The sequence below is a fragment of the Roseovarius sp. D0-M9 genome (assembly GCF_037083805.1).
Classification (GTDB): Bacteria; Pseudomonadota; Alphaproteobacteria; order Rhodobacterales; family Rhodobacteraceae; genus Roseovarius.
In genome coordinates, this window is record NZ_JBAPKZ010000023.1 from 38,904 (window position 1) to 54,188 (window position 15,285).

The 15,285-nt window shown below is 64.0% G+C and carries 14 protein-coding genes and 1 tRNA gene; 5 read left to right on the forward strand and 10 right to left on the reverse strand.

The genetic code is table 11. The annotated features are described in order from the left end of the window. Positions 1-27: 27 nt before the first annotated feature. The 8 genes from V8352_RS14870 to truA all read right to left on the reverse strand — a co-directional run bounded on the left by V8352_RS14870 (position 28) and on the right by truA (position 6,904). A complete protein-coding gene (locus tag V8352_RS14870; protein WP_336425084.1) occupies positions 28-843 on the reverse strand; it encodes a phosphodiesterase in 816 nt (271 codons plus the stop codon). Further along, the gene (locus V8352_RS14875) at positions 844-1,992 is read right to left on the reverse strand and encodes an ABC transporter ATP-binding protein (protein WP_442971042.1); all 1,149 of its coding nucleotides are present in this window, start codon (positions 1,990-1,992) and stop codon (positions 844-846) included. Next, complete coding sequence (locus tag V8352_RS14880) at positions 1,956-2,744, reverse strand: ABC transporter permease (protein WP_336425086.1); 789 nt, start codon at positions 2,742-2,744, stop codon at positions 1,956-1,958. Before V8352_RS14880 ends, V8352_RS14875 begins: the two co-directional genes overlap by 37 nt. 4 nt (positions 2,745-2,748) lie before the next feature. Continuing rightward, positions 2,749-3,552, reverse strand: a complete 804-nt coding sequence (locus V8352_RS14885) for an ABC transporter permease (RefSeq protein WP_336425087.1) — start codon at positions 3,550-3,552, stop codon at positions 2,749-2,751. A gap of 90 nt (positions 3,553-3,642) precedes the next feature. Then, on the reverse strand, positions 3,643-4,638 hold the full coding sequence (locus tag V8352_RS14890; protein ID WP_336425088.1) for an ABC transporter substrate-binding protein: 996 nt from the start codon (positions 4,636-4,638) through the stop codon (positions 3,643-3,645). Between the two features lie 4 nt (positions 4,639-4,642). Then, on the reverse strand, positions 4,643-5,719 hold the full coding sequence (locus V8352_RS14895; protein WP_336425089.1) for a LacI family DNA-binding transcriptional regulator: 1,077 nt from the start codon (positions 5,717-5,719) through the stop codon (positions 4,643-4,645). A 292-nt stretch (positions 5,720-6,011) separates the two neighbouring features. Beyond that, a tRNA-Arg gene (locus V8352_RS14900) sits at positions 6,012-6,088 on the reverse strand. A 42-nt stretch (positions 6,089-6,130) separates the two neighbouring features. Next, positions 6,131-6,904, reverse strand: coding sequence for a tRNA pseudouridine(38-40) synthase TruA (gene truA / locus V8352_RS14905; protein ID WP_336425090.1), 774 nt, complete (start codon positions 6,902-6,904; stop codon positions 6,131-6,133). 171 nt (positions 6,905-7,075) lie between these two features. On the opposite strand from truA, the gene V8352_RS14910 reads away from it, so the two are divergent. From V8352_RS14910 to V8352_RS14920, 3 genes are read left to right on the forward strand one after another with little or no spacing between them, the layout of a single operon-like run. Then, positions 7,076-8,506, forward strand: a complete 1,431-nt coding sequence (locus tag V8352_RS14910) for a YcjX family protein (RefSeq protein ID WP_336425091.1) — start codon at positions 7,076-7,078, stop codon at positions 8,504-8,506. Beyond that, positions 8,503-8,979 carry a GNAT family N-acetyltransferase gene (locus tag V8352_RS14915; RefSeq protein WP_336425092.1) on the forward strand — a complete coding sequence of 159 codons (477 nt, stop codon included), beginning with the start codon at positions 8,503-8,505 and terminating at the stop codon, positions 8,977-8,979. Before V8352_RS14910 ends, V8352_RS14915 begins: the two co-directional genes overlap by 4 nt. Then, positions 8,976-9,977 (forward strand): YcjF family protein, encoded by a 1,002-nt coding sequence (locus V8352_RS14920; RefSeq protein WP_336425093.1) that lies wholly within the window; start codon positions 8,976-8,978, stop codon positions 9,975-9,977. The genes V8352_RS14915 and V8352_RS14920 overlap by 4 nt, the downstream gene beginning before the upstream one ends. Positions 9,978-10,061: 84 nt before the next feature. On the opposite strand, the gene V8352_RS14925 is transcribed toward V8352_RS14920, so the two are convergent. Next, on the reverse strand, positions 10,062-10,472 hold the full coding sequence (locus V8352_RS14925) for a group III truncated hemoglobin (RefSeq protein WP_336425094.1): 411 nt from the start codon (positions 10,470-10,472) through the stop codon (positions 10,062-10,064). Between the two features lie 194 nt (positions 10,473-10,666). On the opposite strand from V8352_RS14925, the gene ileS reads away from it, so the two are divergent. After that, entirely contained in the window at positions 10,667-13,636 is a 2,970-nt protein-coding gene (gene ileS / locus V8352_RS14930) for an isoleucine--tRNA ligase (RefSeq protein WP_336425095.1), read from the forward strand. 111 nt (positions 13,637-13,747) lie between these two features. Further along, entirely contained in the window at positions 13,748-13,855 is a 108-nt protein-coding gene (locus tag V8352_RS14935; RefSeq protein ID WP_336425096.1) for an AAA family ATPase, read from the forward strand. A gap of 104 nt (positions 13,856-13,959) precedes the next feature. On the opposite strand, the gene V8352_RS14940 is transcribed toward V8352_RS14935, so the two are convergent. Then, positions 13,960-15,285 (reverse strand): HlyD family type I secretion periplasmic adaptor subunit, encoded by a 1,326-nt coding sequence (locus tag V8352_RS14940; protein ID WP_336425097.1) that lies wholly within the window; start codon positions 15,283-15,285, stop codon positions 13,960-13,962.

Genomic DNA, 15,285 nt, shown 5'->3' on the forward strand with positions numbered 1-15,285 from the left:
CCGGCGCGGGCGTCTTGCGTTCCCAAATCACTCGTGAAACGGCCAAGGTCCGGGAAAAGATCCGATCGGCAGGATGTTGGATGTCAGATATCCCTCGTCCATACCCTGCCATAGGTGAACCGTGACGGCACCCGGCTCCAACACCATCTGTGCGTCCTGACCTGCCCGGTGGTCCAGCGCCACGGCGTGGCAGGGCGCGGGGGCAATCTGGCAGTGCACCCGGCCGATCTGGCACGTCATTGCCCTGTGGGCATGGCCTGAAATCATCTGGACCGGGCCGGGGTGGGCTTGCAGCCGCTCAAGCAACCGCGCGCCACCCTGAAGCATGTCGGCATCCATCGCCGCAATGCCGGTGCGCATCCAGGGATGATGGGTTGCGACGATGGCGCATTGATTTCCCATCGCGGTCAGGGCCTTGTCTAGAAAGGCAAATCCTTCGTCCGATAGCGCGCCGTAGTGGGCCCCTTCAAGAAGGGTATCGAGGCCGATGACGCAAAAGGGTCCGACGTCATGCGTCCATTGGATCGGCCCGTTACCCGGCATCCAGGGCGCATCCGAAAATGCCGACCGCATGACATCACGCCGGTCATGATTTCCCGGCACCGCCCGCCAAGGCAGGTCGAGCGCATCCATCAGCGCCGAGAAATGCGCGTATTCCTCGGGCGTGCCATGATCAGTCAGATCGCCCGTGACGATGGCGCAATCAACATCACCCAGTTGGGGAAGCTTTGCATTGATGGTGGCGACAGCCTGTTGCAGCGCAGTCGCCGTGTCGGACTGGCCGCAGACCAACGCGCCCGGCGCGACGATATGGGTGTCGGTGATCTGGATAAAGCTGGTCATTCAGGCATCTACCTCTTCTGGGGGCAGGGTCAGGATGGCCCCTGGTGCAATGGACAGGCGCACAGTCTCGCCCGGTTTTGGCGCGCTCAGCCCGCCATGGAGCGCAAAGAGCATGCCGGGCACGGCACCCGACAGGGCAATGCGGTAATGCGTGCCCAGAAAGGTGACAGTCTCGACGCGGGCCGAAATCGGCCCGTCATCGTCGATCCGCACATCCTCGGCGCGAACAAAGGCACGTTTTCCATCGGCCGTCTCCGGCAGGGCAAGGACGCCGCCGTCGACATGCAGCCGATTTGCGGCGATGCGCCCCGATAGCGGCATCGCGTCACCGACAAAGCGAGCCACGAACCCCGTGGCAGGATTGCGGTATAGCGCCTCTGGCGTTCCGATCTGGGCCACCCTGCCCTGGCTCATGACAGCCACACGGTCGGCGATGGCCATGGCCTCGTTCTGATCATGTGTGACAAAGATCACGGTGATGCCGAACTGCCGCAACAGCAGGGCCAGCTCATCGCGCAACTGGTTGCGCAGAGACGCATCCAGCGCCGAAAGCGGCTCGTCCAGAAGCAGGACGCGCGGGCGCGGTGCAATGGCGCGGGCAAGCGCCACGCGCTGTCGCTGCCCCCCGGAGAGCGCCCCGATCGATCGTTCGGCATAGGGTTGCAACTGGCACAGCGCGATGACCTCATCCACCCGCGCGGCGATATCGGCCTTGGGCAGCTTCTGCATTTTCAGCCCATAGCCGATATTGCCGCGCACCGACATGTTGGGAAACAGGGCGTAGGATTGAAACACCATGCCGATCTTGCGGCGCTCGACCGACAGGGCCGTCACATCCTCGCCGTCGAACNGAAACAGGGCGTAGGATTGAAACACCATGCCGATCTTGCGGCGCTCGACCGACAGGGCCGTCACATCCTCGCCGTCGAACAGGACGCGCCCGCCCGCATCGGCCGCCTCCAGCCCTGCGACAATCCTCAGCAGGGTGGTCTTGCCACAGCCCGATGGCCCCAAAAGAGAGACGATCTCGCCCTGTTCGATTTCGAGATCGGTGGACAAGAGCGCCTTGGTCCCACCGGGAAAGGTCTTGGCGACATTCGTCAGGGTCAGAGTCATTGCATAATCCTCTGGGCGCGTGCGCTGGCCCATTGCATGGCCATCAAAAGCGGCACGATCATCAGGAAAAAGACCAGCGTATAGGCCGAGGCAACTTCGAGCCGCATGGAGGCATAGCTGTCGGCCAGCCCAACGGGCAGGGTCTTCATGAGCGGCGTGTGCAGCATCCAGGTCAAATTGAATTCCCCGATCGAGAGCGTGACGACGGTCAGCGCACCGGCGAGGATCCCCGGCATCGCATTGGGCACCACGACATCGACAAAGCGCTGCGCCGGCCCCGCCCCCAGCGATGCAGCCCCTTCCTCAAGCGTTTTCAGGTCTATGGCGGCCAGCACCGAAAGGACCGACCGCACCATGAACGGAAGCGTGTAGAGAACATGCCCGACAAGGATGAAGCTCCAATGGGTGCGGAACCCATGATAGGTGCCGTAGAGTTGCAGAAGCGCCAGCGCGATGGCGAGACCGGGGATGGCCAGCGGCAGGGAGATGAACTCTTCCAGGATGCGCGACGACCGGCCCGGATTGCGCGCCAGGGCATAGGCCGCCGGCACCCCAAGCACGAGCGTCACCACAAGACAGGCCAGCGCCAGCCAGATCGACAAAAAGATACTGCGGGAGTAGAGTTCCCACACCTGGCCAACCCACTTTAGGGTCAGACCCGAAGAGAGGCCCTGAAAATAGTTTACTGTCACGCCCGCCAGCACCGACAACACGATGGGCACGAACAGGAACGCACAAGCCAGCAGAGTGACGACAAGCGGGATGACTTTGGTGAGGGATTTCATCGTCTCAGCCCCCCGCCGCCACGGCATCACCCGAAAAGCTTCGCGCGATCAACAGCATCGCCCATGTCACGAGACCGAGGATCACCGACAGGGCCGAGGCCATGGCGATGTTCGCCGACAGGGTGAACTCGGTGTAGATCACCATCGGAAGCACGTCGATATCGGTCGCCAGCGTGAAGGCGGTTCCAAAGGCCCCCATCGCCGTGGCGAAGGCGATGGCCCCGGCCGCAATCAGCGCGGGGGACAGCGCCGGGAGAAGCACATCTAGCAAGATCCGGTGCGGCGGCGCACCCAGCGTCCGGGCGGCCTCCTCCAGCGCAGGGTCGATCTTTTCCGCCGCGGCCATGACCGTCAGCAGGACACGCGGGATCGAAAAGTAGAGATACCCCAGAAACAGGCCGAACACGGAATAGGCAAAGACCCAATGCCCCGGAAGCATCTGGTTGACGAGGCCCTGTCGCCCGCCCAGGAGGATGATCATGAAGCCCACCACCACGCCGGGAAAGGCCAGCGGCAGCGTGAGCACCGACAAGACCACGCTGCGCCCTGCAAAACGGTTGCGCACCAGAAACAGCCCCGCCGTGGTCGAAATCACAAGGGCCGCCGCCGTGACAGCGAGGGACACGACGACTGTCTGGATCAAGGTCGACAGGTAGCGCGGCGTTTGAAGAATGGTCAGATAGATCCCCCACCCGTCATCGCCTTCGCCAGATGCGAGGACGAGACGCGCAAGAGGGATGGCCAGAAAGGCCAATGTGAAAATCGCCAGCGGCAATAGGCACAGTAGGACGAATTGGCGTGTTGTCACGGCACCGATACCCTCGAAGTTTGGGGGATGGAAACGGAGGGGCGAGACGGGCGGCGCGGATGTCGCGCCGCCCTGATGGCAAACCGGCTATCAGTTCACCTCGTTCAGATAGCGCTCCCCGAAGGCGGCCTGCACACGCTCCATTTCGGCGTAATCCACCGCCACCGCGCGCTCGTAGTCAGAGGCCGGCAGGAACTTCTCGGCAACCTCGGCGGGCAATTCCACCGGGCGCGCGGGCTGAAGATAGGCATTGGTCCAGATCGCCTGACCCTCGTCCGACAGGATGAAGTCGAGAACGCGCTTTCCCGCATCCTCGTTCGGTGCATCCGCCACGAGGCTCATCACATAGGGGACACGGACCGAGCCTTCGCAGGGCAGGACAAACTCGAAGTTTCCATCCTCTTCGTATTTGCCGCGATACGCGTTGAAATCGTAGTCAAAGAGGATCGGGATCTCGCCCGATACGACCCGCGCATAAGAGGTCTGCTTGGGCACGATCGGATCATTCTCGGCCAACCCGTTGAAGAACTCGATCGCAGGGTCGAAGTTGCCCAGATCGCCTCCGAATGCCATGTTCACCGCCACCGCACCGGCATAGCCGACAAAGGCCGAGGACGGATCGAGGTAGCCGACCATGCCGCGATACTCGGGCTTGCTCAGATCAGCAAAGCACTGCGGCACGGGCGCCCCGCCAAGCGCATCGACATTCACGAAAAAGCCCAGCGTGCCGTAGTGAATCGCGAACCAGTTGCCGTCAGCATCCTTCAGGCCATCTGGAATTTCGTCAAAACCTTCGGGCTTGTAGGGCGTCACGACGCCTTCGTTGCCAGCCTTGATGCCAGTTGTCACGCCGTAATAGGCCACGTCCGCCACCGGCGCGCCGCGCTCGGCCAGAAGCTGGCTCAGGGTCTGGCCGGAGTTCTTGTTGTCGTGGGGCATCTGGATGTCGAGCTTCTCGTCAATCGCCGCCAGCATCGACGCCCAATCGGCCCATTGCGGCGGGCAGTTGTAGCAGATGGCATCCTCGGCCAGTGCGGGCGTGGCGATCGCGGTTGCGAAAAGCGCTGAAAGAACAGTATGTTTCATGGGTTCATCCTTGTTTGAGATCGTAATCGAGCGAGTGAACGGACGGCGGCCAGGGGGCAACCTGGTCGTCGTCACGGCCTTCCGTGCGGGGGTGCGCAAGGGTGGCACCCACACGAAAAGTGAATGGCAGGGGCGGCCGCTGAACAGGCATTCCCCTCTGCATGAGGTCAAAAAGGGTTCGGGCGGCCTGCTGGCCCAGCGCCTCCGGCGCGGTTTCGATGGTGGCCAGTGGCACATCCAGAAGCCGGCCGATGCCAATCCCGTCGAACCCGACCACCGACAAGTCATCCGGCACGCGCCACCCGCCAAGGCGCGCGGCCCTCTGAACTGCGATGGCCAGGAAATCATTCGACGCAAAGACGGCCGTCAGGCCGCTGAGCGAAGCGAGTATATCGAAGAGAAGTTCGGGTGTGTTGGCTTCGGTCTCGCTCAGCTCGATCAGCGCGGGCGTCGGTAATCCGCGCGCGCGGCATTCGGCATGAAACCCCGCATAGCGGTTGCGCGAGCGGTCCGACGTCGCGAACCGCAGCGCCAGAAAGGCCGTGCGCCTATGCCCCAGATCGCCAAAGCGCCGAGCCACCTCGCGCGCCGCTTCGAAGTTATCGACGTGAGCGGTTGCAAAGCCATCGATCGGATCGTGAAACATCAACGACACCGGAATACCGCGCCGGCGCGCCATTTTCAGGGCGGCGCTCCGCTCGGGTGCAACCATGGTCACGATCAGACCGTCGATTTCCTTGGCCATCAGCATCGCAATCGCGTCATTGTCGGCCGTGCCGTCATAGTTCGAGCAGGAGATGAGCAACTGGTACCCAGTGCCGGCAAGCGCCTCCTGAACGCCTTGCACCGCTTCGGCAAAGACAGGGTTCGCAAGGGACGGCACCAGGCAGCCCACCGTCATGCTGCGGCTGCTTTGCAGCGCCCGGCCAATCGCACTGAAGGAAAAGCCAAGATCACGCACGGCTTTCTCGACGCGACCTCGAACTTCGGCGCTCGCGGGCCCTGACTTGTTCAGAACGCGGCTCGCCGTCGCGACGCCGCAGCCCGCTTCGCGCGCGACATCCTTGATGGTGATTTTCATCTTTGGGTCATGCGCTACGCCATGGTGGAAACGTTTCCAAACCTACGTACACGCGATTCCCTACAGTAATGTGACACGCGCCCCCTGATTTACCGGCGCATGACCCGCGCTCAGCCAGCGCGCCGTTGAACTGGCATCTGCGGATATTCCCAAAAGTCTGAGGGTGGTGCGTTTCGCCGGGTATTCTGCAACCGGCTCCGAAGCGGCGCGATATGCGCATCTGAGCAAACTGGCCAAACGATCACGTTGGGACGAAAGCGCCAACCCGGCGCAGCTTCCTTCCCTAAAATACTGGCGATCCCTGAAGGACTCGAACCCTCAACCTGCTGATTAGAAGTCAGCTGCTCTATCCTGTTGAGCTAAGGGACCGCGCGGCTCTTCTCTAGCGGCCGAGCGCGTCCAGCGCAAAGGCTAATCCGCGCCAAAGGGCGCATCAGGGTAGCCAACTTCGGCCAGATACAGCCCTTGCGGCGGGCACACAGGCCCGCAAGCCGCGCGATCCGCCGCCTCGAGCGCCGCGCGCATATCCACAGGCGCCCAGGCACCGCGCCCGACCCGCTCCAGCGTGCCGACGATACTGCGCACCTGGTTATGCAAAAATGACCGGGCGCGCAGGCGAAACTGCACCTCCGCGCCGCCCGGACCATCGACGCGTGCGATCTCGATTGCATCCAATGTCTTGACCGGGCTCGCAGATTGGCACATCGCAGAGCGGAAAGTGGTGAAATCATGCAGTCCCACCAGATACGCCGCACCCGCGCGCATCGCGTCCACGTCCAGATCATGCGGCACCTGCCACACCAGCCCCTTGTCGTGCGTCACCGGCGCGCGCCGCATGGCAAGGCGAAAGAAATAGCGCCGCTCGGTGGCCGAGAATCGCGCGTGCCAATCCTCGACCACCTCGGCGCAGTCGACGATCGCCACCGGATCCGGCTTCAGATGATAGTTGAGCGCCTCCATCAGGCGAAACGGCGCCCAGGGCTTGACCAGATCACAATGCGCCACCTGCCCCAGCGCATGCACGCCTGCATCGGTGCGCCCGGCGGCGGCGATGGTATGCGGGCCCGGCTCGAGCCGGGCGAGCGCCGCCTCGATGGCGCCTTGCACCGATGGCTGGTCGCGCTGGCGCTGCCAGCCCGCGAAGGGTCCCCCATGGTATTCGACTTTCAGCGCAAATCTCGGCATGGCGCCCCGCTTACTCCAAATGCCACCCTCGTAAAAGCATCCTCTTGGGCGGCCCCGCACTTTCATTGTTCCACAAATACTCTCGCCGAAGGCGATCCCGCCCCGCGCCACTGGAAACCGCACGTTCCTGTCGTTATCTATGGATCAAGGCATCACGGAAAGGGCCGCGCATTGGGCATATCGAACCTGGCTGACGGCCTCACCCGCGGGGCCGAGCGCATTACGGGCAGCGTGTCCGAGGCTTTTTTCGAGCCTGTGATCCGCATCGGTGTGACCGGCCTTGCCCGCGCCGGCAAGACGGTGTTCATCACCTCCCTTGTCGCCAACCTGCTGGCGCGCGGGCGGATGCCCGGCCTCAATGCAGCAGCCGAGGGGCGTATCGAGGCAGCCTTTCTTCAGCCGCAGCCCGACGACACCGTTCCGCGCTTCGATTTTGAGCAGCATCTGAATGCGCTGACCGCGCCGGTGCCCCATTGGCCCGCCAGCACCCGCACCATATCCGAGTTGCGCCTGTCCATGCGCGTGCGCCCCACGGGCCTTCTTGCCGGGTTGTCCGGGCCGCGCACGGTGCATGTCGATATCGTGGATTACCCCGGTGAATGGCTGCTGGATCTGGCCCTGATGGACAAATCCTACGCCGAATGGAGTGCGGCAACACTCGACATGATGCAGCGCCGCGACATTGCCGCGCCCTACCTTGCAGAAGTGGCCGAGAGTGACCCCGAGGCCGCATGGCAAGAACCGCAGATAAAGGCCCTCGCCGAGAGCTTCACCCTCTACCTCAACGCCGCGCGGAAAAAGGGCCTCAGCGGCATTGCACCGGGCCGGTTCCTGCTGCCCGGCGACATGGCCGGCTCGCCCGCGCTGACCTTTGCGCCGATGGCAAAGCCCGGCAGCCCCGCCCGCCGCAGCCTCTGGCGCGAGATGGAGCGGCGCTATGACGCCTACAAATCCCAGATCGTCGCACCGTTCTTCCGCGATCACTTCTCGCGCATTGATCGACAGATCGTGCTGGTGGACGCGCTGGAGGCGATCCATGCAGGGCCGCCCGCCGTGGCCGACCTGCAAGACACGATGGCCGATATCCTCAGCGCCTTTCGCCCCGGGCGCAACGCATTCCTCAGCCGCATCTTCTTTGGCCGCCGGGTCGAGAAGATCCTCTTTGCCGCGACCAAGGCAGACCACCTGCATCATTCCCAGCACGCGCGCCTGACCGCCTTCATGGAGGCCCTGACGGGCGAGGCGCGCGCCCGCGCCGATTTTCAGGGCGCACAGACCGCCTCCATCGCGCTGGCCTCGCTGCGCGCGACGGTCGAGGAGACGCGCGAGCATGAGGGCGGCACGCTGGATTGCGTGCGCGGCACCCTCCAGAACCCCGAGGATGGCTCGCGCGGCAGGCAGGCGGCCTTCTATCCCGGCGAGCTGCCCGAAAGCCCGGCGGCCCTGATCTCTGCGGCCCGGCAGGGGCATGAGGCATGGCTCGACCGGGACTACCAGATCATGAAGTTCGCCCCCGCCACGCTTCAGCTCAAACCGGGCATGGGCCCGCCGCATATCCGCCTCGACCGCGCGGCGCAATTTCTGATCGGGGATCGGCTGTGACCGCACAAGGCCCTGCCCGCGCGCGTCTGTGGCACGTCCCGCAGATGGCCGCGATCCTCTGGGGTTTCGCACGAAGCGCGCCGTGGCTACCACGGGTGCGCCCGTACCGCACTGACTTGCGCGTGATGGCACAGATCACGCGGCGCGGCTGGGTCAGGGTGGTGCGGGACGCGCGCGGGCCTGCTGCCTTCATCGCGCGGGACGGCACGCGGGTGCATGCGCTTTATGTTCACCCCCGTGCACAGGGCCGCGGGCTGGGCCGGGCGCTGCTGGATGACGCCAAGCGCGCCGCACCCCGGCTGGAGCTTTGGGTTGCCGAAGCCAATGAGACCGCGCGCGCCTTCTATGCGGCCCAAGGCTTTGCCGAGGCGCGGCGCAGCGACGGCACCGGCAATGACGAGAGGTTGCCCGATATTCATATGCTCTGGCTCAGTGAAAGCTGCCTCCAGCATGACGAGAGGTGCGCGCAATGACCCGCCCCAAAGGCCCTGTTCTGTTTGATCTCGATGACAGCGCCCCGCGCGCCGCCCCCTCCGAGGCGCCGCCCGTGCCCGAGCCCGAATTTCCCGACGCGCCCCAGGGCGCCGCGATGCAAACCGCCGCCGTGCTGGCCTCGCGGCGTCCCTCGCGGCTGGCGCGCATCTTCTGGGGTCTTGTCGGCGCGCTTCTGACTGTTGCGATTTCGCTGGCGGCCTGGGATTTCGCCACCGGTCTTGTCGCGCGCGTGCCGATCCTTGGCTATGTCGTCACGGCCCTCATCGGGGCGCTGCTGATCGTCCTTGTCATCATCGCCATTCGCGAGATGGCCGCCTTTGCGCGCCTTGGCCGCATAGACGAGTTGCATCGCCGCGCGGATGCCGCGCTCAGCGCCGAGGATCTGCCCGCCGCACGCATCCTCACCAATGATCTGGCCGCCCTCTACAAGGGCCGGGAGGATACGCGCTGGGGCCGAACGCGGCTGGCCGAGCGGCGCGGTGATGCCTTTGATGCCGGTGCACTTCTGTCGCTGGCCGAGGCCGAATTGCTGACCCCGCTGGACGCCGCGGCGCTGCGTCAAGTCGAGGGCGCGGCGCGGCAAGTGGCCGCCGTGACCGCGCTGGTGCCACTGGCGCTGGCCGATGTGATTACCGCGCTGACCGCCAACATCCGCATGATCCGCCGCATCGCCGAAATCTACGGTGGCCGGTCGGGCACCTTGGGCAGCCTGCGCCTGACCCGCGCCGTGATGACGCACCTCGTGGCCACCGGCGCTGTCGCCGTGGGCGATGACGTCATCAGCTCGGTCGCGGGCGGCAGTCTGCTGAGCAAGGTATCGCGCCGCTTTGGCGAGGGGGTCGTCAATGGCGCGCTGACCGCACGCGTCGGCGTCGCCGCCATGGAGGTCTGCCGGCCCCTGCCCTTTTCGCCGGGCAGGCGGCCCCGGGTGCGCCGGATCGTCACAACGGCGCTCAGCGGCCTTTTTCCCAGCTAAAGCGTTTCGCCTTTAACCTGAGGCATCAGCAAAAGGCGAAACGCGTGCAAGGCCTATATGTGGCTCTGCGTTTCGCGAAACGCTTTAGCGCAGGTTCGGCACTGCCCCCGGCGCCGCGCGCATCTCCAGCCCTACCTTGAAGCCGCGCCCGATCCTGTGCGCCAGGGCAGACCAGCGGCGCGCGGTCTGCTCGTCCAGTTCCTCTTGCAGAACCTGATCGAAAAGGCCCAGCCAGACGGCAAAATGGGCGGCCTTCACATCGCTCGCCGCCTTGTGGACCTGCATCGGATTGCCCTCATAGACCCGCTCGCGCAGGATCGCGTTGGCCCAAAAGTGATTGATCTTCTCTTCATGCGCGGGCCAGCCGCCCGGCGCGATATGCGCGCCAAAAACCGGCCCCAGCACCGGATCGCGCCGCACCTTGGCATAGAACCGCGCAACGACGCGGGCGATCTCATCGCGGCTGATTTCGAACTGGGCCACCGGATTGGTCATTGGCCTGTCTCCTTTCGCCCTCTGGACGCGGGGCGCCGTGGCCCCTATAACGCGGCCATGGTGTATCTTTTCGCGATCATCACACGAATTACATGCCCGGCGCTCTGAAACCTGAGCCGCCGGGACAAGGCGTTCGAGCCACTCGCGCCGCCCCCTCATACCCAAGCCGAGACCCGAGATAAAGGACGCCCGAAATGTGCGCCGACACCGTTGATACCCGCCAGAATGCTCCCAAGGAGCAGCCTGAATACAAAGACACACTGAACCTGCCCAAGACCGACTTTCCGATGCGCGCGGGCCTGCCCAAGCGCGAGCCGGAATGGCTGGCGCGCTGGGAAGAGATCGGCATCTATGAGCGCCTGCGCGAAAAGGCCGAAGGGCGCCAGCCCTTCACCCTGCACGACGGCCCCCCCTATGCCAACGGGCACCTGCACATCGGCCACGCGCTGAACAAGATCCTCAAGGACATGGTCGTGCGCTCGCAGCAGATGATGGGCCGCGACGCGCGCTACATCCCCGGCTGGGATTGCCACGGCCTGCCCATCGAGTGGAAGATCGAAGAGCAATACCGCGCCAAGGGCCAGAACAAGGACGAGGTCGACATCGTCGATTTCCGCCAGGAATGTCGCAAGTTCGCCGATGGCTGGATCGACATCCAGCGCGGCGAGTTCAAGCGCCTCGGCGTGACCGGCAACTGGGAAAAGCCCTATCTGACGATGGATTTCCGCGCCGAGCGGATCATCGCGGAGGAATTTCAGAAGTTCCTGATGACCGGCACGCTCTATCAGGGCTCCAAGCCCGTCATGTGGTCGCCCGTCGAGAAAACCGCACTGGCCGAGGCCGAGGTGGAGTATCACGACAAGGAGAGCTTTACGGTCTGGGTGAAGTTCGAGGTGATCGACCCAGTTGTCGGAGATGGGGCAAAGCTGGACACCCGCGACCTCGTGGGCGCCCATGTCGTCATCTGGACAACGACCCCATGGACGATCCCGTCGAACAAGGCCGTCGTCTACGGCGCGGATATTGACTATGGCCTCTACGAGGTCACCAATACCCCCGATGAATGCTGGGCGACTGTTGGCGACACGTTCCTGCTTGCCGACAAGCTGGCAGGCGAGGTGTTCAAGCGCGCGCGCCTTGAAGAGGGCATGTGGAAACGCGTGCGCGGGGTCACGTCGGACGAGTTGGCAGGTCTGTCGCTCAACCACCCCCTCGCCGGCGCGCCCGGCTCGGAGGGCGAATGGGACCAGCCGCGCGATTTCCGCGCCGCCGATTTCGTTACCGACGAGGAAGGCACCGGCTTTGTCCATTGCGCGCCATCGCACGGCATGGAGGAGTTCGAGCTTTACCGCGATCTGGGCATGCTGGCCGATGTCATCACCTACAACGTCATGGATGATGGCACCTTCCGCACGGATTTGCCGTTCTTCGGCGGTAAGGCGATCCTGACCGCCAAGGGCAAGGAGGGCGACGCCAACAAGGCCGTCATCGACAAGCTGACCGAGGTCGGCGGCCTTCTGGCGCGCGGCAAGATCAAGCACAGCTATCCGCACAGCTGGCGCTCCAAGGCGCCGATCATCTACCGCAACACGCCGCAATGGTTCGCCGCCATCGACCGCCCCGTGGGCGACGATCAGGACACCTACGGCAAGACGATCCGCGAACGCGCGCTGACCTCCATCGACGAGCTGGTGACATGGACCCCGCAAAAGGGCCGCAACCGCCTCTATTCGATGATCGAGGCGCGGCCCGATTGGGTGCTGTCGCGCCAGCGCGCCTGGGGCGTGCCGCTCACCTGCTTTACCCGGCGCGGGGCCAAGCCGACGGACGAGGGTTTCCTGCTGCAAAATGCCGAAGTCAACGCCCGTATCCTGGAGGCATTCGAGGCCGAGGGCGCGGATGCCTGGTACAAGGAGGGCGCCAAGGAACGCTTCCTGTCGGGTATCGTAAACCCCGATGACTGGGACAAGGTGGATGACATCCTCGACGTCTGGTTCGACAGCGGCTCCACCCACGCCTTCGTCCTGCGCGACCGCGAAGACGGCTCCGCAGACGGGCTGGCCGATCTCTACCTCGAAGGCACCGACCAGCATCGCGGCTGGTTCCATTCGTCAATGCTGCAAAGCTGCGGCACTCAAGGACGCGCGCCCTATCGCGGTGTGTTGACCCACGGCTTCACGCTGGACGAGAAGGGCAACAAGATGTCCAAATCGGTCGGCAATACCGTCGCCCCCGAGGACGTGACCAAGCAGTATGGCGCCGATATCCTGCGCCTCTGGGTCGCCCAATCGGACTACACCGGCGATCTGCGCATTGGGCAGGAAATCCTCAAGGGCGTGTCGGACAGCTATCGCCGGATGCGCAACACGATGCGCTACCTGCTCGGCGCGCTCGCCCATTTCGAGGAGTCGGACCGCATCGAGCCCGCCGAGATGCCCGAACTCGAGCAGTGGGTGCTTCACCGCCTGGCCGAGCTCGACACCCGCGTGCGCGAGGGATATGCCGCTTATGACTTTCAGGGCGTGACGCAAACGCTGCTGAACTTCTGCACGCTCGATCTTTCGGCCTTCTACTTCGACGTGCGCAAGGACGTGCTTTATTGCGACGGCGATACCACCCGCCGCCGCGCGGCGCGCACGGTGCTTGACCTGCTGTTCCACCGCCTCACGACCTGGCTTGCTCCCGCCCTCGTCTTCACGATGGAGGAGGTCTGGCTCGAGCGTTTCCCCGGCGCTGACTCCTCCCTGCACCTGCAGGACATGCCCGAGACGCCCCAGTCGTGGCGCAACCCCGCGTTGGCCGCGAAATGGTCCGGCGTCCGGCAGGCCCGGCGCGCCGTCACTGCCGCGCTCGAAACGCAGCGCACAAACAAGGTCATCGGCTCCTCGCTCGAGGCCGCGCCGCAGGTCTTCGTCGCAGACGCGGCCCTGCACGAGGCCCTGCAATCAGTGCCCTTCGAGGATGTCTGCATCACCTCCGGGATCGACATCCGGCAGGGCGATGCCCCTACAGAGGCCGAGCGTCTGCCAGAGGCCGAGGGCATCGCGGTGCTCTTCCAGAAGGCACCGGGCGCAAAATGCCTGCGCTGCTGGAAAATCCTTCCCGATGTCGGCACGCACGCACACCCCGGCACGTGCAAACGCTGCTCGGACGCGCTCAGCTGAAGTCACACCGGGCGCGGCGCTCATCCCGCCGCGCCCGAACTTTGCGTCAGCAGACCTCCCGATAGCGTCACCTCGTTCTCTGACTGTCAGAAACACGGTCACCAGAGCGATATGCTTGCCGCCCTCGAAAAGGCCTTTGCCGAGACCAGAGAGGCTGCGCCACCGGTGCTTTTCATCGATGAGCTGGACAGCTTTGCGCAACGAGGCACGCAAGACTAAAACGGCATCCAGTGTCGGACTGCCCCCTTCAGGTAGCCCAACACCAGAATCAGAGCATTTTGGGGCGATCAGGGTGACAGGGGTGTTGACGTCTTCCGCTTCCTTCACTCCTCCCGAAAGGCACGCTCGAACTGGTCGAGGAGCGGTCGAGCAAAATAGGCAGCGGCCGTTTGTTCCTGGGTCGAAAGGTAGATTTCGGCGGGCATGCCAGGTAACAGCACCAAGTTGTTGAGGCGCGCAAGCTCGTCTGCGGTCAGGAACACGTGACCGATATAGAATGGCTCTCCGGTGGTCGGCGAAATCGTTGTCGCGGGCGCTATATGCGAAATGGTTCCGACGATCTCGGGGGTTGTCCGGTGATTGAACGACGAGAACCTCACGCGCGCACGCTGTCCCAGATAAACTTGGTCTATTGCCGTGGTGGGCAGCTGCACTTCGACCCTCAATTCGGCTGAAGCAGGCACGATGGTCGCGAGCACTTCGGCAGGGGTGATAACGCCGCCTTCCGTAAATACAGAAAGCTCGTTGATGCGGCCGGAAATCGGCGCACGTATTTCGGTACGGGACAAACGGTCCTGCACAGCCGCGAGCCTGTCGGACAATTCCTGAATACGCGCATCGACCACGGCAAGCTCGCGCTGCGCTTCGGTTCGGGCGACCTCGTCCACAGCGAGGATACGCATGCCAATCTCGCTGATCCGTGAGCGGGATCGGGCGATATTGGCATCAAGCTCGCCCAGCTTGCCACGGAACTGCACCAGTTCGCGCTCGGCGTCCTCGACACGATTTGCCTCGACCAGCCCCTTTTCAAAGAGACCGACGATGCGCTGATAGGTCTTCTCCACAAGTACGGTCTCATCGGTCAGCGCGGATCTTTGTGACTTTAGGGCGGATATCTCTTCTTCGACCTGCGCAATACCAAGATCGAGCTGTTCGCGCTGGTTGGCCCGGTTGGCGATGTTGCCAGCGTGAAGCCGCAGCTCGCCAGACACCAGTTCAGTGTGCTTTGGATCCTCTGTCAGCAGCCGATCCGGAAACCGGAGATCCACAGCCCCTTCGCGGTCCGCGACAAGCCGGGCCCGGCGGGCCTCGGCCTCGTCAAGCTGGGCCGAGAGGATCGACAATTCAGCACGCGACTGAGCATCATCGAGCAGGAACAGCATTTGCCCCACCTCGACGTCGTCCCCCTCGCGGACGGCAATTGTCTCCACAATGCCGCCATCGCGGTGCTGAACCTGCTTAAGGTTCTGGTCGACCTTCACGGTGCCCATCGCGATGACAGCGCCCGTCAGATTGGCCGTGAAGGCCCATGCGCCGACGCCCCCCAAAAGCGCAACCACAAGGATTGCACCCAGAAAAATCCGCCCCCCAAGGCGATCATAAGCCCGTGACGAGTTCGATGCACCGGCAGGGAATAGAGCTTTGGTCAT